Raw genomic sequence first — 18,792 nt, 5'->3', positions numbered from 1 at the left:
GGCCCTCTAGTAGTTGTAGTTGCCGACGTTGTCCTTGGTGATCCGCAGCGGGTCGCCGAGGAGCAGCATCTTCTGGTCGGGGAAGTACTTCACCGCGGGCAGCTTGTCGCTCACCTTGTTGGTCGCCTGCAGCGGCGTGCCCTTCTTCAGCTGGGTGCCGGCCCACACCGTCAGGTAGCCGAGCTGCTCGACGTCCCACAGCACCGAGGTGCTGGACGAGCCGTCCATCAGGTACGGCTTCATCGACGCCGGGGTGCCGACCCCGACGGTGAACACCTTGCCGATCTTGCCGGTCTCTCGGACGGCCTTGGCCACGCCCGGCGCCGAGGTGGTGCACTCGCCGACCAGCCCGGTCAGCTTGGGGTGGGCGTTCATCAGGTCCTTGGCCATCGAGGTGGCCTTGGCCTCGTCCTCGCCCGCGTACACCACGTCGACGATCTTGGCGTCGGGGTACTTCTCGGCGGTGTACTTGCGCTGCACCGCGATCCAGGAGTTGAGGTTCCCGGCGGTCTGCCCGCACGAGACGATGGCGTACTCGCCCTTGCCGCCCATCTTCTCCAGCAGCGCGTCGGTGACGGTCTGCCCGATGCCCTCGGCGGTGGCCTGGTTGACGAACAGCTCGCGCACCGAGTTGGGCGCGTCGGTGTCGGACGTCATCACCTTGATGCCGCGGGACTGGGCGTCCTTGAGGATCGGCGCCATCGAGTCGGGGTCGTTGGGCGCGACCACCAGCACGTCCACCCGCTGCTGGATCAGCGACTTGACCACCTCGGTCTGCGCGCCCGGGTCGGCCGTGGTGGGGCCCTTGTAGATCCACTCCACGCCCAGGTCGGCGGCGGCCTGGCGCCCGCCGGTGTTCATCGCCTCGAAGTAGGGGATGCCCTGCAGCTTCGGCACGAACGCGACCTTGATCTTGCCGTCGCCCGAGCCGCCGGAGCCGGAGGCGTTCTCCTTCTTGCTGCACCCGGCGAGCCCCAGGCCCGCGGCGAGGGCGAACGCGACACCGACGGTGACCGTCCTGGTCAGCCTCATCATGATCTCCTTTCGTCGGCAAACGCCGCCGCTTGGTCGGCCGCCGCGAACGCGCGCAGGCGGCCGTACAGGTCCGACCAGCGGTCCGAGCCGGACGGCTCGACCCGGCCGGTGCGCGTCCCGGCCCGTACCGCCGCGCGCGCCTCGTCCAGTCCGGACAGCTCGCCCAGCGCCATGAGCTGGACGAGCACGTTGCCCAGCGCGGTGGCCTCGACCGGACCGGTGATCACCGGCAGCCCGGTCGCCTCGGCGGTGAGCCGGTTGAGCAGCGTGTTGCGCGAGCCGCCGCCGACGATGTGCACGGCGGGCACGGGACGTCCGGTGACCTCGGCGATGTCGTCGAAGGCGGCGCGGTAGCCCAGGGCCAGGCTGTCGAGCACGCACCGCACGACCTCGGCCGGCCCGGCCGGGACCGGCTGCCCGGTGCGCCGGCAGTAGTCGCGGATGCGCGCGGGCATGTCGCCGGGCTGCACGAACCCGGGGTGGTCGGGGTTGACCACGCTGACGGCGGGCGGGGCCGACTCGGCGAGGCGCACCAGGTCGTCGTAGCCGTAGCGGCGCCCCTCGCGCTCCCACTGGCGGCGGCATTCCTGCAGCAGCCACAGGCCCATGCAGTTGCGCAGCAGCCGGATGGTGCCGCGGACACCGCCCTCGTTGGTGAGGTTGGCCTTGCGGGCCGCCTCGGTGACGACCGCCTCGCCGGTCTCCACGCCCACCAGCGACCAGGTGCCGGACGAGACGTATCCGGCGTCGGGGTGCACGAACGGCACGCTCGCCACGGCGCTGGCGGTGTCGTGCGCACCGGGGACGATCACCTGGGCTCCGGTGTAGGCGGGGTGGTCGAGCGCGGCGGGCAGCACCGGGCCGAGGACGGTGCCCGCGTCCACCACCTCGGGCAGCATGTGGGTGGGGACGCCCAGGTCGTCCAGCAGCCCGGTCGCCCAGGCGCGGCGGGTCACGTCGTAGGCGCCGGTGGTGCTGACCGCGGTGTACTCGGCGACGGTCGCGCCGGACAGCCGGCGGTGGAACAGGTCGGCCATCATCAGCAGCGTCGCCGCGTCCGCCAGCACGCCGCGGCCGGCGTCGGCCATCAGCTGGTAGACGGTGTTGATCTCCATCAGCTGGGTGCCGGTGTCGGCGTACAGCCGTTCGGCGCCGACGCGGCGCACGGCGTCGGCGAGCACGCCCCGGGTGCGCGGGTCGCGGTAGCTGACCGGGTCGGCCAGCGGCTCCCCGTCGGCGTCGAGCAGGCCGTAGTCGAGGCCCCAGGTGTCCACGCCGACCGAGTCGACCCGGCCGGCCAGGGCGCCCGCCTTGGCCAGGCCGGTGCGCATCTGCGACCACAGGTGCTCCAGGTCCCAGCGCAGCAGCCCGCCGGCGGGCCGCGGGCCGTTGGGGAAGCGGTGCACCTCGGTCAGCTCGACGCGGGATCCGTCGAACCGGCCGAGGACCACGCGGCCGCTTTCGGCGCCCAGGTCGGCGGCGACGACGGCGCGGGAACGCCCGCTCATGTGCCCCTCCAGCAGATAACACCCGAGGTGATGGAGTTCACAGAGCCTGTAACACAGGCCTCTCCAGCGTCAAGAGCTCGTTACGTATTTGTGAAGCGGGACGGCCGTTTCCTGCAACTTCCTCGCAGAACGCCGCCCGGGCGCACCTCGTGCGGGAGCGTGGAGGAGGCCTGGCGGACAGCCTCAAACCTGATCCACTTGATTTGTTAACGCTTGCTGGCTATAACTTCACAGAGCAAGTCGCGATTTGCCGGGGGTGCCGTGCCCGATCAACCCGGCGACGCACACCCTTCCGCGACCCGCTCGACGGACGATGGCCGGGTGCGGCCGCACCGCGGCATCACCGCTGCCTGGAACGTTACAACAGGCCGTACCCTCGGCTTGCCGGCGCATTGCAACCAGCTGGCGGTCCCCCCCCCCCGGGCCGCCGCGCGACGACGACGGGATGACCAGGTGACAAGGCTGTTCGTAGCCCGGCACGGCGAGACGGTGTGGCACGCCGAGAACCGGTACGCCGGCGTCAGCGACATCGCGCTCAACGCCACCGGCCGCCGCCAGGCCGAGGCGCTCGGCCGCTGGGCCTCCGGAGCCGGGATCGACGCGCTGTGGGCCTCCCCGCTCGGCCGCGCCCGCGCCACCGCCGCCCCGGCCGCCGCCGCGCTCGGCCTGCCGCTCAAGGTGGACGCCGACCTGACCGAGGTCGACTTCGGCTCCGCGGAGGGCCGCACGCTCTCCGAACTGCCCCCCGACCAGGTCGCCGCCTTCCGCGCCGACCCGGTCGACGCCCCGTTCCCCGGCGCCGAGGACCCGCGCAAGGCCGCCGCGCGCGGCGCCGCCGCGCTGCGCCACGTCGCCGCCGCGCACCCCGGCGAACGGGTCCTGGTCGTCGCGCACAACACCCTGCTGCGGCTCACCCTGTGCGAGCTGCTCGGCATCCCGCTGTCGCGCTACCGCCGCGTGTTCCCCAAGGTCCTCAACTGCGCGCTCACCGAGCTGGAGATCGACGGCACGGAGACCGGCCTGCTCGCCTACAACGTCCCGGTCTGACCACCCACCCCGCCGCACCCGTCCACGCGACCGCCGCGCCCCCATCGCCGCCCCCCGCCCCAGGCCCGGTGTGGCCCGCAGCCGCACCTTCCACCGAGTCCGGCAACCCCAACGCACGCCCCCACGGCACACCTCCGCCTTACCTACGACGGATCCGCCGGCGGACAGCCGGCGGACAGCCCAGTCCACGCGCCGCCCGGAGCGAGCATGGCCCCGTCCACGTGCGGGGACCCCGCTCCGAGTCCGGCCAGTGCGGCCGCGGCAGCGATAGCCACCGAGCCCGGCAGTCCCAGCGCGCGGCACCCCCGCGCCGCAGATCCGCCCGCATGCGGCAGGCCGCCAGCGGACGGCCGGGCTTCCGCACCACCCGGAGCATGCACGGCGACGCCCGCGCACGGAGACCCCACTCTCCGGGTGGCCGGTGCGGCCGCGGTGGCAGCTTCCGCCGAGCCTGGCAGGGCCTGCGCGCGGTGCCCCTGACGCATCTTCGCTCCCAAGGCGTGGGGCCGTCGGCGACTTGTTGGTGGACGGGGCGGCCCATGTGCTGCTTGGAGCGATCGGGTGGCGTTCGCGTCCTGGGGCTCGCTTCGGGGTGGTGGGTGCGGCGGCAAGTTTCAGCGAGTCTGGCAGTGCCAGGTTCTCGCATGTCGGCGGCCTGCGGGTGCGCGCATGCCGGTCCGCCGGAACGGTACAACCGGTGGGCCGTATCACCAGACGGTGACAGGTCGATGACGGTGCGGTGGGGCCCGGGAGGCCCAAAACCCCGTGAGCAGGAGGTGACGGGTGCGCGAGCGGCGTCTGGCCGGGTGGCCTGGGCCGATGGTGAAGGCGCAGGTCACGGGAGCGGGCGCGGCGCGGGTCCGGTCGCGGGGTGGGCGCGGTGGAACCGGGCGGGGTGCGGTTTGGGCCCATATCCGGGCGGCGCAGGCGGAGTGTCCTTAATGGCCCCTATTGCGCACAGGATTACCTGATTCGCGGGACAGAAAATGTATGGTTCCGATCAGTTTGAGCTCGGGTCGTGACAGCCGGAGGGGCCGCAGGTATCTTCAAGATGCTCTTGCCGCCGGGCATATCAAAGGCCCCTACCGGAGAGAGGAAAGCGATGAGCAGATCGGAAATTATTACTCACGACCAGCTGCAATCGTGGCTTATTGACCGGATCGCGTTCTACCTCGACCGGCCGGCCGAGGACATCGACCCGTCGGTGGAACTGGCCCGGTACGGCATGGACTCGGTCTACGCCATCAGCGTCGTCAGTGACATCGAGGACCACCTCCAGGTGGAGGTGGACATGGCCGAGGCGCGCCGCCGCGGCACCGCCGCCTCCCTCACCGACTACTTGATCGGTCTCGTCGCGTGATGGCCGCCCTCCCCTGGCGGCTGGTGGTGTTCGGTGACAGCGTGGCCGAGGGACGCGACGACCCGGACCCCGCAGGCGGCTGGACCGGCTGGGCCAGAAGGCTCGCCGACCTGCTGGAACTCCCCCGCGACCGGGTCGCCAACTTCGGCCGGCCGGGGGCGACCATCGCGGACGTGGCGGGCGAGCAGCTCGCCGCGGCCGGGGAGCCGCAACCGGGCCTGGTGGTGCTCAACTGCGGGATGAACGACGCCCTGGCGGGGTTCGACCGGGAGCGGGTGGCGCGCCGCGCCGCGGAGGTCTTCGCCTGGGCGGACCGGGGCGGGGCGGTGGCGATCGCGGCACCGGTGCCCTGTCCGCCGTTCCTACAACAGGTTCCCATGTCGGCTTTCCGCAGGAAGCGGACCCGGCAAAGAATTGACGAGTGCAACGCCGAGCTCCGGCGGGCCGCCGAGAAACACGGGATGGCGTTCCTGGCGCCGGGCGCGGTCGGCCGGGTGGCCGATCCGGCGCTGTGGAGCGCGGACGGAATCCATCTCAATCCGGCGGGACACGCCTATGTCGCGGAGGTGATCGCCCCCATCGCCAGATCCCTGCTCGCAGCACGCCTCGCCGGCACCGCAACGAACCGAGGACGGACATGAAGAAAGCATTTTCCCTTCCCCTTTCGAGTTTCCGCGTCAATTTTCCGACGGCGCTGCTGCTGCCGCTCGCGCCGGTCCTGCTGGTGCAGGCGCGGCGGACGGCGCGCCGCACCCCGCGGCTCGACCCCGCGTCCGGCGCCGACCACGGCGTGGCCGGCACGGGCGCCCCGGACCTGCGCCTGGTGGTGATCGGCGACTCCACCGCCGTGGGGGTGGGCGCGGCCGCGCACGCCGAGGCGCTGCCGGGGGCCCTGGCCGCCGCGCTGCACCGGCGGCTCGGCCGGAGCGTGGCGTGGTCGGTCACCGGGCGCAGCGGCGCGACGGCCCGCAGGGTCGCCACCGACCTGGTGCCCGCGCTGGACGGCGCCGCCGACCTGGTCGTGATCACCGTCGGGATCAACGACCTGATCCGGCGGCGTCCGCTCAAGGCGTGGGCCGCCGACCTGTCCGCGCTCCTCACCGCCGTGCGCGGCGCGTACCGAGACGCGGCGGTGCTGGTCGCCGGGATGCCGCCGGTGCACCGGTTCCCGGCGCTGCCGCAGCCGCTGCGGCTGGTCATCGGCGCCCGGGCGCGGGCGATGGACCGCGTCATGCGCGAGGTGGCGCTCGTCCACGGGGCCGTGCACGCGCCCATGGACGAGGCGATGGCCCGCGACCGGCGGCTGTTCGCCGCCGACGGGTTCCACCCCTCCCCCGCCGGCTACCGGGCATGGGCCGACGACCTGGCGCGGGCCGCGGCGACGCACGTACCGCAGGCCACGACGGCGGGAGGGGCGGCATCGTGACCGGAACGTTCCGGGCTGCGGTGGAGGCCGCCGACCTCACCGCGATCACCCGCACCCTCGACCCGCACATCGTGTTCCACAGCCCCGTGGTGGTGCGGCCCTACCTGGGCCGCGACGCGGTCGTCCGGCTGCTCGGCGTCCTGATGGAGGTCTTCGAGGACTTCCGCTACACCGACGAGCTGGTCGGCCCCGCCCCGGCCGCGGGCCCGCCGCCCCGCGCGCTGATCTTCCGCGCCCGCGCCGCGGGCACCGCGGTGCAGGGCGTGGACCTGCTGGAGTTCGGGACGGACGGCCTGGTCACCGGGCTGACCGTCATGGTGCGGCCGCTTCCCGCGGCGATGACGCTCGCCCGGCTGGTCGGCCGGCGGCTGGAGGAGCCCGCGGCGCCCGCCGCGCCCTGACCGGGCGGCGGCGCCGGACGTTCACGGACCCGACGGAGGGGTCGCAGAGATGGACAGTCACACCCGCACGCGAACCGTCCAGGCGCGGTTGTCCCCGGCGCACCGCGTCGCCGCCGACCTGGACGCCTATCTGGGAGACCCGATGGAGGACGGCGCCGGCCCGTTCTCCTACCGGGCGATCGTGGAGGCCGAGGAGCGCGACGAGCTGCCGCCGGGCGCGGTCGAGGCGGTCCGGGCCTGGGGGTTCCCCGGCTACCTGGTGCCCGGCCACCTCGGCGGGCGGCTGACGACGCTGGAGGAGCTGTTCCTGGTCACCCGCGCGGTGTCGCGGCGCAGCGTCACGGTCGCGGTGATGTACGGATCGGGCCTGCTGGCGGTCAACCCGGTATGGCTGTGGGGCGACCCCCGGCAGCAGAAGACGGTCGCCGAGGGCGTCCTGCGCGGCGACCTGGCCTGCTTCGGGGTGTCGGAGGCCGACCACGGCAGCGATGTGACGGCGTGCGAGGCGCGCGCCGAGGCGGCCGGGGACGGCCTGGTGCTCACCGGCGTCAAGTGGCCGGTCGGCAACGCCACCCGCGGGCGGTTCGTCACCGCCTACGCCAGGACGGGCCCGCGTGACTTCTCCCTCCTGCTGGTCGACAAAAAAGAGCTCGATCCGGCGAGCTGGTCGGCGCTGCCGCCGGTCCGGACGGTGGGGCTGCGCGGCCACGACCTGAGCGGCGTGGAGTTCGCCGGCGCGCGGCTGCCCGCCGGGTGCGTCATCGGGCGGCCCGGTTCCGGGCTGGTCCAGACGCTCAAGACGCTGCAGATCACCCGGACCGCCATCGCCGCGCTGTCGCTCGGCACGATGGACGCGGTGGTGCGCATCGGCATGGAGTACGCGGTGCGCCGCACGCTCTACGGGGCGGAGATCTACCGGATCCCGGTCATCCGCGACCAGCTCCTCAAGGCGCATCTCGACCTGCTGGTCGCCGAGTGCGTGGCGCTTCCGGTGGCGCGGGCGCTGACGGTGGCGCCCGGACGGCTGAGCCTGTGGTCGTCGGTCGTGAAGTACTTCGTGCCCGTGCAGGGCGAGGAGGTCGTCGCCGGTATCGGCAGGGTGCTGGCGGCGCGCGGCTACCTGCGGGAGGGCGTCGCGCACGGCGCGTTCCAGAAGCTGCAGCGCGACCACGCCATCGCGAGCGTCTTCGAGGGGACGACCCACGTCAACCTCGCCAACATCGCCGCCCAGCTGCCCCACCTCGTGGAAGACGGCGGCGGCCCGGGCGACGGCGGCCTGCTCGCCGACCTGTTCTCCTGGACGCACGCGCCGCCGGCCTGGCGTCCCGACGGCCGGGCGCTGCGGCTCACCAACGAGGGGCGGGACGAGATCGGGGCGCACTTCGAGGAGACCGCGGGCGCCGTCGTGGCCGAGGCGGGCGTCCACGCGGCCCCGGGCGTGGCGGCCAGGCTCGCCGACCTGGTGGACATCGTCGGCGACCTGCGCACCCAAATGCGCAGGGGTGTCATGGCCACCCCGGATGACACCTCGTCGGTGGCGGCGCTGGACCGGGCCCGCCGTCACTGCGAGGTCCACGCGATGGTGTCGTGCATGCTCACCTGGCTGCACAACCACCGCGCGTTCGGCGGGGCGTTCGCCGACGGGCAGTGGCTCGTGCTGTGCCTGGAGCGGCTCGTGCAGCGCGCCCGGCCCGACACCGCGCTGTCGGAGGAGTTCGTGCCGCCGGTGGAGGAGGCGATGCTCCGGTGCCGGGACGCGCGCCGCTGGTTCTCGCTGACCGCCCTGGCCGACGAGGGGGTGACGGCGGATGCGTCCGCGCGGTGACTTCGTGTCGGTCGTCCGGGACGCCGTCGAGGAGCACGGTGACCGGCGCGGCTTCACCTTCGTCAGCGAGGAGCCGGGGCCGGGGCGCCGGTACCGGGAGAACTTCCTCGGCTTCGCCGAACTCGACCGGCGGGCGCGCGTGCTGGCGCGCCTGCTGCAGGAGCGGGGCCTGCGGGACTCGGCCGTCCTGCTGCTGTACCCGGAGGGCCTTGCGTTCCTGGCGGCGTTCCTCGGCTGCCTGTACGCCCGGGTCGTCGCCGTCCCGGCGCCGCTGCCCGCGCTGGACGCGGGCCGGGCGGACCGCACCCTGCGGATCATCGACGACGCCGGCATCGCCTGGATCCTCACCGACGCGGCGCACCGGGGCCCGATCGAGGGGTGGCTGGCCCGCACGGGGCTGACCGGGCGGGTCCGGTGCCTGGACACCGAGACGGCATCGGCCGATCACGGCTTCGATCCGGGTGTTGGTCCGGTGCCGCGCATGGACTCCGGCACCCCGGCGTTCCTGCAGTACACCTCCGGCTCGACCAGCGCCCCGAAGGGCGTGCTCGTCACCCACGGCAACCTGCTGTGCAACGGCGAGGAGATCAAACGCCGCATCGGCGGGTCGGCCGACACCGTGGGGGTCGGCTGGGTGCCGCACTACCACGACATGGGCCTGGTGGGGCAGTTCCTGGAGCCGCTGTACCTGGGCTGCCGCTACGTGTTCACCTCGCCCCTGACGTTCATCAAGCGGCCCGTGCTGTGGCTGGAGCTGATCACCCGGCACCGCGCGACGATCACGGTGGCGCCGAACTTCGGCTACGAGCTGTGCCTGCGCCGGGTCACCGACGCGCAGCTCGACGGCCTCGACCTGGCGTCGCTGCGGACCGCCAAGAACGGGGCCGAGCCGGTGCGGGCCGCGACGCTGGACCGGATGGTGGAGCGTTTCGGGCCGGTGGGGTTCCGGCGGGAGATGTGGATGCCGTGCTACGGGATGGCCGAGGCGACGCTGCTCATCACGGCCGCGCCGGTCGGCGCCGGGCCGGTGGTCCGCTCCTTCGACGCCGAGGCGCTCGGCCGCGGCGAGGCGGTCCCCGCCGCGCCCCTCGGCCCGCAGCCGCCGGCGCGGGCCGAAGACGCCGGGGTGCGGCGGCTGGTGAGCTGCGGCCGCCCGGTCACGCTGGACGTGCGGATCGTCGACCCGCAGACCCGCGTCCCGCTCCCCGACGGGCGCGTCGGCGAGATCTGGGTGCGCGGCGGCAGCGTCGCCCGCGGCTACTGGCGCGCCCCCGAGGCGACGCGCGCGGCGTTCGGCGCCGTCACCGCCGACGGCGCCGGCCCCTACCTGCGCACCGGCGACCTGGGGTTCCGCGCGGACGGCGAGCTGTACGTCACCGGGCGGATCAAGGACCTCATCATCGTCAACGGCCGCAACCTGTACGCGCACGACATCGAGGAGGTGGCGCAGGCGGCGCATCCGGCGGCCCGCACCACCGCCGCGTTCCCGCTCGATCCGGACGAGCAGGCGCCGGGCGGCGCCGAGCGGGTCGTGGTCGTGCAGGAGATCAGCACCGGCGCGGCGGGCGGAACGCCGCTGGGCGAGCTGGCCGCGCTCACCCGGGAGCGCGTGGCCCGCGCGTTCGAGCTGCCCGCCGTGAGCGTCGTGCTGGCCCGGCGGGGCGCGGTGCGGCGGACCACCAGCGGCAAGACCCGGCGGCGGGCGACCCGGCGGGACTTCCTGGACGGGCGGATCGACGTCCTCGCCGCCGACCCGGAACCGGTCCCGGCGGCGCCGAAACCGGGCATTGAACGCGCCCGGAATCGCGTGCCGAAAACCGGCGGGGCGGCGTCGCCAACGGGTAACGGCTCCGGCGCTCTGGCGATCTGAAAATTTCCTAGTCAAAACAGTGACTGGCCCGACAATCGGGTGCTAACGTCTGACACCACCCTGAGTCAGGCGGGGAGACATGGGCCATGGCGCTTCGTCACGCGGTGCTCGCAGCGCTGCTCGACGGCGAGTACAGCGGCTATCAGCTCGCCAAGATCTTCGATGTGTCGGTCTCGAACTTCTGGCACGCCGTGCCGCAGCAGCTGTACGCCGAACTGGCCAAGCTGGAGACCGAGGGGCTGATCAGCGGACGGCGCGTCATTCAGAAGGACCGTCCCAACAAGCGGGTCTACACCGTCACGCCGGCCGGGCTGGCCGAGCTGGAGCGGTTCGCCGCCACCGCGGCCAAGCCGGGGATCATCCGGGAGAACCTGCTGGTCATGGTGCAGGCCGTGGATCACATCTCCGCCGAGCCCGTGATCGCCCAGCTGGAGGAGCGCGCCAAGATCTCGGCCGCCAAGATCGAGATCTTCCGGCGCACCCTGCAGCGCCTGCGCGGCGACATGGACGAGGAGACCTATCTGCGGCACGGCTCCCCGGTCGGCCCGTATCTCACCTGCCTGCGGGGCCTGCGGTTCGAGCAGGAGAACCTGGAGTGGTTCCAGAGCACCGCCCGGCTCCTGCGCGAGCGCGCCGCGGCCCGGACCGAGGAGGGCGGATGACCGTGCCGTCCCCTCCGCGCCCCGCCCGAGGAGGCGTCCACCATGTCAGGCGACCACCGCACCATCGAACGGCGAAGTAGCGGTCCCCCGCGACCGGCCGTGGCGGCGCCGCCCCCGGCGACCGCCACGCCGCCGGTCCCCGCCGCGCCGCCGTCCCCCTTCCCCGGCCTGCCCCCGTTCCGACATCCGTCCCCGTTGCGAGATCCGGCCCGCGTCCCGCGCGCCCACCGCGCCCACCTGCTGATCCGCGCCCGGCCGGGCACCGGATCCGCCTGACCGGGCAACCGCGCACCCTCGCCCTCGCTCGGACCCACCACACGAACCGCAATTCCCGGAACGGAAAAGCCATGCGGGTCTACATGCCTATTTATGGTTCGTCGGATACGGGGCGCAGACGGCTGAATCGGCAGCGATGGGGATGGCAATGTCCGTGGACTGGTACCGGGCGGACGGGACGCCCGCCACGGCGGACGAGGCGCAACGGCTCCTGCTCGACACGAACGCCCGCCTGCTCGCACAGGACGTCGTTCGCGTCGGACCGGTCGTCGTGGTCGTCTCCACATGGTTCACCGTGACCGATCTGGGATTGGCGGCGAACGGAAGGCCACTGCTATGGCAGACACTTGTATCCGACCTGTCGATGCACGCGGACGTCGGCCGGTACACCACGCGGGAGCAGGCCGAGCGCGGCCATCGGGAGGCGGTCGCGCTGATCACCGAACGGCTGCGCGACCTGGTCGCGCGGGCCGCCGCAGACGGAGCATCCGACGGGACGGCGGGCGGGGCCGCGGATGGGGGGTGAGGTGATGGCCACCGAAGATCGGCTTCCCTTCCCGTCCGGGGCCGCGGACGACGCGGCGGACAGCGATCCGGAAAGGGAGAGCGGTGCCCGCGGGAACCCCGGCGGCGACCTCGACGGTAAGGCCCGCGGGGACTCCCGGAAACCGGCCCGAAAAACCCGCCGGAAGCGTCCGATACGCCTGCGGATCACGGCGCTGCTGGTGGTCCCGCTGACATCGCTGGTCGCGTTGTGGGTGTTCGCCGCAAATCTCACCCTGGGGCCCGCGTTCGACAAATACGACTTCTCGACCACCTACGAGAAGATCGTCAAGCCGGGCCTGTATCTGGTGAACCAGCTCCAGCAGGAGCGTTCGCTGAGCGTCGTCGCGATGACCGGCCGCGACGCGCAGTCCCGCCAGCGGCTCGGCGTGCAGCGCGCCCGGGTGGACGCCGTCCAGCGGGTCTTCCGCGGCAGCGCCCTGTCCCGGGACGCGACCGACGCCGCCAAGCCCGAGACCGAGCAGCGCCTGGCCGAGGCGCTGCGCTGGCTGGACCGGCTGCCGCAGTACCGCGGCCGGGTCGACGCCGGCGACGCCACCGTGTTGCAGGTCATCGACGACTACAGCGCCGTCCTGGACAAGGTCATCCAGGTGTTCGGCAACCTGGTGCTGGTCAACGACCTGGCCATCTTCGAGCAGGGCCGGGCGCTGATCGGCATCGGCAACGCGCGCGCCTACATGCTGCGCCAGGACGCGCTGATCACGGCGGCGCGGCTGCGCGACGGGCGGCTGACCGCGGCCGAGCACCTGGCGTTCGTGCAGTGGGCGGCGGCGGGCCGGCGGGAGTTCGACGCCGGGCTGGCGGACCTGGACGGCGCCGTCCGCGCGCCGCTGCAGCAGCTGGCCGAGTCTCCCGAGTACCGGCGGTACCGGGCCGCCGAGACCGCCGTCGTCAACTCCTCGGGCGGGCGGCTGCCGGCGGAGGCCGCGTCCTTGCAGGCGGCCACGGGGCAGCTGTCGCAGGTCTGGGAGCAGCGGCTCACCCAGTCCAGCGCGGCGCTCAACGACCTGGCCGAGCCGATCGGCGACCGGATCGTGCGGCGGCTGGTGCTGGCGGGCGGGTTCGGTCTGCTCGCGGTGGTCGCCTCCATCGTGCTGTCGCTGCTGGCCGCGCGCGGGCTGTCGCGCGAGCTGCGCGGCCTGCAGCGGGCCGCGCTGGACCTGGCCACCGACCGGCTGCCGGGCGTGGTGGCGCGGCTGCGCCGCGGCGAGGAGGTGGACGTCGAGGCCGAGGCGCCGCCGCTGGTGATCGGCAAGACCCGGGAGGTGTCGCGGGTCGGCGAGGCGTTCACGAAAGTGCAGCACACCGCGATCGACACCGCTGTGCGGGAGGCGTACCTGCGGCAGGGCATCAGCCGGGTGTTCCTCAACGTCGCCTGGCGCAGCCAGTCGCTGCTGCACCGCCAGTTGCACATGCTGGACGAGATGGAGCGCCGCACGTCCGACCCGGAGGTGCTGGCGGACCTGTTCCGCCTGGACCACCTGACCACACGCATGCGCCGGCACGCCGAGGGCCTGGTCATCCTGTCCGGCGCGACCCCGGCGCGCGGCTGGAGCAGGCCCGTGCACATCGAGGACGCGCTGCACGCCGCCGTCGCCGAGGTGGAGGACTACACCCGCGTCGAGGTGGTCGTGGTGTCGTCCGGGGCCGCGCTGATCGGCGAGGTGGTCGCCGACGTCGTCCACCTGCTGGCCGAGCTGATCGAGAACGCCACGGTGTTCTCGCCCGCGCCGACCGAGGTGCTGGTGCGCGGCGAGATGGGCGCCAACGGGTTCGCGGTCGACGTCATCGACCGCGGCATCGGCCTGGACCAGTCCGAGCTGGACGCGCTCAACCTGCGGCTGGCGCAGCCCCCGGAGTTCGACCTGGCCGTCACCGACCGGCTCGGCCTGTTCGTCGTCGGGCGGCTGGCCGGGCGGCACGGCATCCGGGTCGCGCTGCAGCCGTCGCTGTACGGCGGTGTCAGCGCGGTCGTGCTGATACCGCGCAAGCTGATCGTGAACGTCGAGCAGTCCGAGGACGAGGCGGTCGCGGCGGGTCCGCGGCCGGCGCCCCAGCGGCCGCCGCGTTCGGCCCGCCCCGACGGCGCGGACGTCCCGACCGCCGCCTGGTCGCCCTCTACTCCCCCGTCCAAGGCGATGCTGAATGCGCCGCCCGCCGTCGACACCTGGGGATCGGGGACGGAGCCGCCATCCGACAGGCCGCCGTCGTTCGAGGGGGCCGTCGCCTTCGACGCATCGCACACCGACCGCGCGGCCGCCCCGCCGCCGCCCCGCCAGGAGGACCCGGGCACCTCGAACGGCACGGGTGCGTCCGGCAGGGGGCGGGCGCCGCTGCCGCGCCGCGTGCGGCAGGCGAACCTGGCGCCGCAGCTGCGCGACGACGACGCCCCGCTCGCGGCGCCCGCCCCGCAGGGCGAGGACCCGCTGGAGGCGTGGGAGCGGCGGTCGGCCGAGGCGTCGCGGGAGCTGTTCGCATCCCTGCAGGCGGGCTGGCTGCGCGGCCGGGAGGAGGACGAGGGACCGGGGGACCACCGGCAGGAAAGGGGAACGTCACCATGACGCAGCAGGAAGTGGCGGCCCAGCTGGGCTTTCTTCTGGACGATCTGGTGGACCGGGTGCCGCCGGTCCGCAAGGTCGTCGTCCTGTCCCGCGACGGGCTGGTGATGGGGGCGTCCCGGGACGTGGGCCGCGAGGACGCCGAGTACCTGGCCGCGCTGGCGTCCGGGTTCCACAGCCTGGCGGTCGGTGCCGGGCCGCACCTGGACGCCGGCGAGATCAGGCAGACGATCGTCGAGATGGACAAGGGGCTGTTCTTCGTCGTCCCGGCCGGGGCGAACAGCTGCCTGGCCCTGCTCAGCGACGCGGGCGCCAACGCGGGCCTGGTCGCCTACGAGATGACGATGCTGGTCAAGCGGGTCGGCAGGCAGCTGTCCACCGGGCTGCGCCATAGCGGACGGGGAACGGGCCCGGGGCCGGGATCCGGGTGAGCGGGCGTGGACGGCAGCGTCCCCGGTCCGGGCGGGGAGCGGTGGCTCGACGAGGCCGCCGGGCCGATCGTCCGCCCCTACGCGGTGACCCGCGGCCGGACCCGGCCGCGCGGCGAGCCGCTGGACCTGGTCACCATCCTGGTCGCGACGGGCGCGGCGCCCGCCCAACCGGAGCGGCTGTCGCGCGAGCGGCGCCGCCTGCTGGCGCTGTGCCGCCGCCCGTACACGGTGGCCGACCTGGCCTCCGACCTGGACCTGCCGCTCGGCGTGGTCCGGGTGCTGGCCGACGAGCTGATCCAGGCGGGCCTGCTGGGCGTCCAGCGCTGGTCCGCCCCGGCCGCCCCGCACACCGATCCGAACCTGCTCAGGAGGGTCCTCGATGGAATCCGCGCGCTCTGAGCCGGCGGACGGCCCGTCCGCCGGCCCGCTCCCGCCCGCCGGGCCGCCGCGCAGCGCCGGGCCGCCGGTGGAGCGGCCGGGCGTCGACGGCCCGCGCGTGGCGCTGAAGATTCTGGTGGCCGGCGGGTTCGGGGTGGGCAAGACGACCCTCGTCGGCGCGGTCAGCGAGATCCGCCCGCTGCGCACCGAGGAGGCGCTCACCGACGTCGGCATCGGCGTCGACGACCTGGACGGCGTGGCGGCCAAGGCCACCACGACCGTGGCGATGGACTTCGGCCGCATCACGCTGCGCGACGGCGTGGCGATCTACCTGTTCGGCACGCCCGGGCAGGAGCGGTTCTGGTTCATGTGGAAGGAGCTGTCGCGCGGGGCGCTCGGCGCGGTGGTGCTGGCCGACACCCGGCGGCTGGCGGCCAGCTTCGCCTCGATCGACTACTTCGAGCGCCGGGGCACGCCGTTCGTGGTGGCGGTCAACTGCTTCGACGGCGCCGACCGGTACGAGCCGCCGGAGATCCGCGCCGCCCTGGACATCGACCCGCACGTGCCGGTGATCCTGTGCGACGCGCGGCGGCGCGCGTCGGCCAAGGAGGTGCTGGTGGGGCTGGTCGAGCACGCGCTGCGGCTGGCCGGGACGCCCCCGCCGCCGCCCCGCCGGTGGCGTGCGGGCCCGGACCCCGCCCGCATCTCACCGCCCTAGGCACGCCAAGAACGCAGCGCAGGCGGAGGCTCGGGATCTCGGTGCAGGCCGGACGGGAGTGCTCCGTCCGGGGCGGCGTGCAAGTAGAGGTGGCCGATGCCGTCGCGGGCGGCCTGCGGCACGCCCGAGCACCCTGTGCCCGCCGCCGTCCGGGGGTGCGGCCGAGTTTCTCAACGTCGATTTGGACCAGGTCGCCGGGCGCTGGTGCTCGCAAGCGGCAGACGGGTTCGCCGGTGGCCCGGTCGGATGCCGCCAGGGGCACCACGCCGTGGCGGACCGTGATGCGGTGCGCGGTCGAGAGCGCAATGCCGATGCGGGCGGGCGGACCGGGCCGATGCAATACGCCCGACGCGGGCCGATGCGATACGCCCGTCCCGGGGCAATCATTTGCGCCTCGACGCAGTGGTGGTGTCCGGTCGGGTGCGGTCGTGCATGCCGGCAGCGCCCAACTGCGGCGGGCGGCCCACCATGCGGCGGTCGTGTGGCCGGCGCCGAAGCGTTCGGCAGCTCGGCGCAGCGGCCGGCCGCTCGACGACACACCGGGCCAGACGCAGGCGTCCGATCGGAGTAAAGGGGGCGTTGCGGTGGGACACGAGGGCCTCCTTAACGTCGGTGGTAGATGTCGCAATCCACACCGAACCCAGAAGGCTTTCTTGCCGTTCAAGAACCGCACACAGCATGTCGCCTGTCACCAACGTCCCCGAACAGCACACCTACTGAGCTTCTCGTTAGTTCTGTGGGCGTGACGAGGTGACGGCTGTCAGTATCGCGGCATGCCCCCAACGCCCGGCCTGAAGGTCTCGAAAAACCGTCCCGCCGTTGACCCGGCCGCATTTGGCCGAGGCGCGGCGGATGCGTGCGACCGGACTGCTCGAGCAGGGCCGTTCCCAGGCCGAGATCGCCCGGATGCTGGGCGTGTCGGCCGGGCGTTGGAAGCGGCGCATGCAGGCGGGCGGAGTGGGCGCGCTGCGGCGCCGCCCGGCCACCGGCCGTCCCGCCAAGCTCGATGACGCCCAGGTCGAGCAGGTCCGTGCCGCGTTGGAGCAGGGATGCTCGACCACAGCATCTCGACCGGGTTGAGGCTTGGGGGCGTAGGCGGGCAGCTGTGAGCCGGGCCCGCCCGACCGCCCATGCCCGCATTTCGCGGCATCTGGCACGCGCCCGGCCCGTCCCAGATCAACACCACGCATTCCTCCCTGGCAATAACGCCTTAAGCCGGGCAATCAGTCGATCAGGGCAGCGGTGTCACAGTTGCCAGGCCGCAGATCGCAGTAAACCTGCGCCCCTCCCGGAGGCGGTGTGACAGCCCAGGCACCGGGGCAAAGCCGGCACCCGCAGCAAAGCCGCACCGGCTTCACACAACACCGTGAGTGCGGATCCGCACGAGATTCCGGCACGCCGACCAGGCCCACCGCGATCACGGTCAGCAAGCACCTGACCAGCTCCGCGGACGCCACTAGGCAGCGCAAACCCATCCCGGCACCGCCACGCCGGACCGCGTCCCGAGCCAAGAGCAGGCCCCGCCGGAGTGCTACCGTCGAAAGTCGAGCGTGGCACGCGTCATCCCGGCCACCAGCGGCTGGAGGGCTGCAAGGAACCGCATGGCGCTGGGCGGCCGGGCGGGTCCAGGGTTATAAACCGGCTTCCCCGTGCGGGTGCTCTGGGGCAGTCCCAAACCCAGCCGAGCCCGGCCGACCGCTGCCCAAGGCGGCTCGGAGCACCACACGCTCACCGCGGGCCCCGGCGCCCCGGCTCGCCTCGGCGACGGCCGGCGGCAACCGCAACGATGTCACACAGCCGCCGCTCTGGAGGCCGCGCCGCCCGTCCGAAGGACCGTTGCACGCCCCCTCGTCGGCGGCCCAGGCGTCCGCAGCCTGACCGCGGCCGCGAGCAGGCCGCGCCGGGCCGACTTCTCGCAGCCGCCTCGCAGAAAATCCACCCTCGAAACATCGGCAACGGAGCTCGACACCACTTCGCGCAACCGGATCCCCCCAGAAGTCCTGGCGGTGCCGGTCGGCCGCGCTGTAGCGGGGTTGGCCGCCCTCGTCGGCGGCCCAGGCGTCCGTCGGCCGACCGCGGCCGCGACCAGGCCGCGCCGAGCAGACCACTCTCAGTCGCTCCGCAGGCGAGCCGATAACAGCCCCTGGCAACGCGGAAACGGCAGCCGGGTGCACACGGTCGGACGTGCCGAGCAGGCGGAAGCGGAGCCGGTCGGGTCGCCGGGCCATTCACCGCCGACCGGCCGGAAGAAGCCCTCGGGGCCGAGCCCCGACGACGAGCATCACATCGCACAGACAAGCGAGGATTGCGCGCTGGTGGTGTTGAGCACCTGGATGCCGAACGCGCACACCGCGTACGAGGTGGAGGTTGCCGCCGGTCGTCGCCTGAAAGATCCCCGACAGATCTCGACACCGCATAAGCGCGAGATATCGAGATTTCGAGATCCCGCGGGGAATCCCGGCGACACCGACCAGGCCACACCCTGATCACGACCGGCACAAAAACCAGAACGGCGGCGGCACCGCCACCAAACAACCCCGGAAAACACCTCGAGGAAAAGAGAAAGGCCCCCGCCACAACGCGGGGGCCTCCCAACTGAAGAAAACGTCCGGCGGCGTCCTACTCTCCCACACAGTCACCCATGCAGTACCATCGGCGCTGAAGAGCTTAACTACCGGGTTCGGAATGGGACCGGGTGTTTCCCCTTCGCCAAAACCACCGAACAACCAACAC

17 protein-coding genes, 1 rRNA gene and 2 pseudogenes are annotated in these 18,792 nt (G+C 73.2%); 15 read left to right on the top strand and 5 right to left on the bottom strand.

The features are described from left to right. Positions 1 to 6: 6 nt before the first annotated feature. Both QSK22_RS07900 and QSK22_RS07895 read right to left on the bottom strand, forming a co-directional pair. Positions 7 to 1,032, bottom strand: coding sequence for an autoinducer 2 ABC transporter substrate-binding protein (locus QSK22_RS07900; RefSeq protein WP_285493352.1), 1,026 nt, complete (start codon positions 1,030 to 1,032; stop codon positions 7 to 9). Then, positions 1,032 to 2,543: a rhamnulokinase gene (locus QSK22_RS07895; protein WP_285493351.1), complete on the bottom strand. Its 1,512-nt coding sequence runs from the start codon at positions 2,541 to 2,543 to the stop codon at positions 1,032 to 1,034. The genes QSK22_RS07900 and QSK22_RS07895 overlap by 1 nt, the downstream gene beginning before the upstream one ends. Before the next feature lie 453 nt (positions 2,544 to 2,996). On the opposite strand from QSK22_RS07895, the gene QSK22_RS07890 reads away from it, so the two are divergent. The 13 genes from QSK22_RS07890 (at position 2,997) to QSK22_RS07830 (ending at position 16,059) form a co-directional block, all read left to right on the top strand. After that, complete coding sequence (locus tag QSK22_RS07890; RefSeq protein ID WP_285493350.1) at positions 2,997 to 3,590, top strand: histidine phosphatase family protein; 594 nt, start codon at positions 2,997 to 2,999, stop codon at positions 3,588 to 3,590. A gap of 1,102 nt (positions 3,591 to 4,692) precedes the next feature. Then, complete coding sequence (locus QSK22_RS07885) at positions 4,693 to 4,950, top strand: acyl carrier protein (protein ID WP_285493349.1); 258 nt, start codon at positions 4,693 to 4,695, stop codon at positions 4,948 to 4,950. Next, positions 4,950 to 5,591, top strand: coding sequence for an SGNH/GDSL hydrolase family protein (locus tag QSK22_RS07880; RefSeq protein ID WP_285493348.1), 642 nt, complete (start codon positions 4,950 to 4,952; stop codon positions 5,589 to 5,591). The genes QSK22_RS07885 and QSK22_RS07880 overlap by 1 nt, the downstream gene beginning before the upstream one ends. Then, positions 5,588 to 6,376, top strand: a complete 789-nt coding sequence (locus tag QSK22_RS07875; RefSeq protein ID WP_285493347.1) for an SGNH/GDSL hydrolase family protein — start codon at positions 5,588 to 5,590, stop codon at positions 6,374 to 6,376. The genes QSK22_RS07880 and QSK22_RS07875 overlap by 4 nt, the downstream gene beginning before the upstream one ends. Continuing rightward, positions 6,373 to 6,777, top strand: coding sequence for a nuclear transport factor 2 family protein (locus tag QSK22_RS07870; RefSeq protein WP_285493346.1), 405 nt, complete (start codon positions 6,373 to 6,375; stop codon positions 6,775 to 6,777). The genes QSK22_RS07875 and QSK22_RS07870 overlap by 4 nt, the downstream gene beginning before the upstream one ends. 49 nt (positions 6,778 to 6,826) lie before the next feature. Further along, the gene (locus QSK22_RS07865) at positions 6,827 to 8,602 is read left to right on the top strand and encodes an acyl-CoA dehydrogenase family protein (protein ID WP_285493345.1); all 1,776 of its coding nucleotides are present in this window, start codon (positions 6,827 to 6,829) and stop codon (positions 8,600 to 8,602) included. Then, a complete protein-coding gene (locus tag QSK22_RS07860; protein ID WP_285493343.1) occupies positions 8,586 to 10,472 on the top strand; it encodes a fatty acyl-AMP ligase in 1,887 nt (628 codons plus the stop codon). The genes QSK22_RS07865 and QSK22_RS07860 overlap by 17 nt, the downstream gene beginning before the upstream one ends. Before the next feature lie 86 nt (positions 10,473 to 10,558). Further along, positions 10,559 to 11,134: a PadR family transcriptional regulator gene (locus tag QSK22_RS07855; protein ID WP_285493342.1), complete on the top strand. Its 576-nt coding sequence runs from the start codon at positions 10,559 to 10,561 to the stop codon at positions 11,132 to 11,134. 424 nt (positions 11,135 to 11,558) lie between these two features. After that, positions 11,559 to 11,936 (top strand): hypothetical protein, encoded by a 378-nt coding sequence (locus tag QSK22_RS07850; protein ID WP_285493341.1) that lies wholly within the window; start codon positions 11,559 to 11,561, stop codon positions 11,934 to 11,936. Between the two features lie 199 nt (positions 11,937 to 12,135). Next, complete coding sequence (locus QSK22_RS07845; RefSeq protein ID WP_285493340.1) at positions 12,136 to 14,535, top strand: sensor histidine kinase; 2,400 nt, start codon at positions 12,136 to 12,138, stop codon at positions 14,533 to 14,535. Then, positions 14,532 to 14,963: a roadblock/LC7 domain-containing protein gene (locus QSK22_RS07840; protein ID WP_285493339.1), complete on the top strand. Its 432-nt coding sequence runs from the start codon at positions 14,532 to 14,534 to the stop codon at positions 14,961 to 14,963. The genes QSK22_RS07845 and QSK22_RS07840 overlap by 4 nt, the downstream gene beginning before the upstream one ends. A 6-nt stretch (positions 14,964 to 14,969) precedes the next feature. Further along, positions 14,970 to 15,362, top strand: a complete 393-nt coding sequence (locus QSK22_RS07835) for a DUF742 domain-containing protein (RefSeq protein ID WP_285493338.1) — start codon at positions 14,970 to 14,972, stop codon at positions 15,360 to 15,362. Beyond that, positions 15,343 to 16,059 carry a GTP-binding protein gene (locus QSK22_RS07830; protein ID WP_285493337.1) on the top strand — a complete coding sequence of 239 codons (717 nt, stop codon included), beginning with the start codon at positions 15,343 to 15,345 and terminating at the stop codon, positions 16,057 to 16,059. Before QSK22_RS07835 ends, QSK22_RS07830 begins: the two co-directional genes overlap by 20 nt. A 107-nt stretch (positions 16,060 to 16,166) precedes the next feature. On the opposite strand, the pseudogene QSK22_RS33985 reads toward QSK22_RS07830, so the two are convergent. Next, a pseudogene (locus QSK22_RS33985) lies at positions 16,167 to 16,375 on the bottom strand (IS481 family transposase); the annotation flags it as partial. 134 nt (positions 16,376 to 16,509) lie between these two features. After that, positions 16,510 to 16,652, bottom strand: a pseudogene (locus QSK22_RS33980) (IS481 family transposase); the annotation flags it as partial. A gap of 259 nt (positions 16,653 to 16,911) precedes the next feature. Here QSK22_RS33980 and QSK22_RS07825 point away from each other — a divergent pair. Further along, a complete protein-coding gene (locus tag QSK22_RS07825; protein ID WP_285493336.1) occupies positions 16,912 to 17,139 on the top strand; it encodes a helix-turn-helix domain-containing protein in 228 nt (75 codons plus the stop codon). 1,088 nt (positions 17,140 to 18,227) lie between these two features. Continuing rightward, the gene (locus QSK22_RS07820; protein ID WP_285493335.1) at positions 18,228 to 18,545 is read left to right on the top strand and encodes a hypothetical protein; all 318 of its coding nucleotides are present in this window, start codon (positions 18,228 to 18,230) and stop codon (positions 18,543 to 18,545) included. A 120-nt stretch (positions 18,546 to 18,665) separates the two neighbouring features. On the opposite strand, the gene rrf is transcribed toward QSK22_RS07820, so the two are convergent. Then, positions 18,666 to 18,782 (bottom strand): 5S ribosomal RNA (gene rrf, locus QSK22_RS07815). Positions 18,783 to 18,792: the final 10 nt, after the last annotated feature.

Origin of the sequence: Actinomadura sp. NBRC 104425, from assembly GCF_030269545.1 — a bacterium.
GTDB lineage: Bacteria > Actinomycetota > Actinomycetes > Streptosporangiales > Streptosporangiaceae > Spirillospora > Spirillospora keratinilytica.
Note: the sequence above shows the minus strand (reverse complement) of the source record. Positions and strands in the feature narration are given on the sequence as shown.

Excerpts from the sequence above, each read along its gene's own strand:
- QSK22_RS07900 (WP_285493352.1), bottom strand. The coding sequence starts at position 1,032 with ATGAGGCTGACCAGGACGGTCACCGTCGGTGTCGCGTTCGCCCTCGCC.
- QSK22_RS07895 (WP_285493351.1), bottom strand. The coding sequence starts at position 2,543 with ATGAGCGGGCGTTCCCGCGCCGTCGTCGCCGCCGACCTGGGCGCCGAA.
- QSK22_RS07885 (WP_285493349.1), top strand. The coding sequence starts at position 4,693 with ATGAGCAGATCGGAAATTATTACTCACGACCAGCTGCAATCGTGGCTT.
- QSK22_RS07880 (WP_285493348.1), top strand. The coding sequence starts at position 4,950 with ATGGCCGCCCTCCCCTGGCGGCTGGTGGTGTTCGGTGACAGCGTGGCC.
- QSK22_RS07875 (WP_285493347.1), top strand. The coding sequence starts at position 5,588 with ATGAAGAAAGCATTTTCCCTTCCCCTTTCGAGTTTCCGCGTCAATTTT.
- QSK22_RS07865 (WP_285493345.1), top strand. The coding sequence starts at position 6,827 with ATGGACAGTCACACCCGCACGCGAACCGTCCAGGCGCGGTTGTCCCCG.
- QSK22_RS07860 (WP_285493343.1), top strand. The coding sequence starts at position 8,586 with ATGCGTCCGCGCGGTGACTTCGTGTCGGTCGTCCGGGACGCCGTCGAG.
- QSK22_RS07855 (WP_285493342.1), top strand. The coding sequence starts at position 10,559 with ATGGCGCTTCGTCACGCGGTGCTCGCAGCGCTGCTCGACGGCGAGTAC.
- QSK22_RS07850 (WP_285493341.1), top strand. The coding sequence starts at position 11,559 with ATGTCCGTGGACTGGTACCGGGCGGACGGGACGCCCGCCACGGCGGAC.
- QSK22_RS07840 (WP_285493339.1), top strand. The coding sequence starts at position 14,532 with ATGACGCAGCAGGAAGTGGCGGCCCAGCTGGGCTTTCTTCTGGACGAT.
- QSK22_RS07830 (WP_285493337.1), top strand. The coding sequence starts at position 15,343 with ATGGAATCCGCGCGCTCTGAGCCGGCGGACGGCCCGTCCGCCGGCCCG.
- QSK22_RS07825 (WP_285493336.1), top strand. The coding sequence starts at position 16,912 with ATGCGTGCGACCGGACTGCTCGAGCAGGGCCGTTCCCAGGCCGAGATC.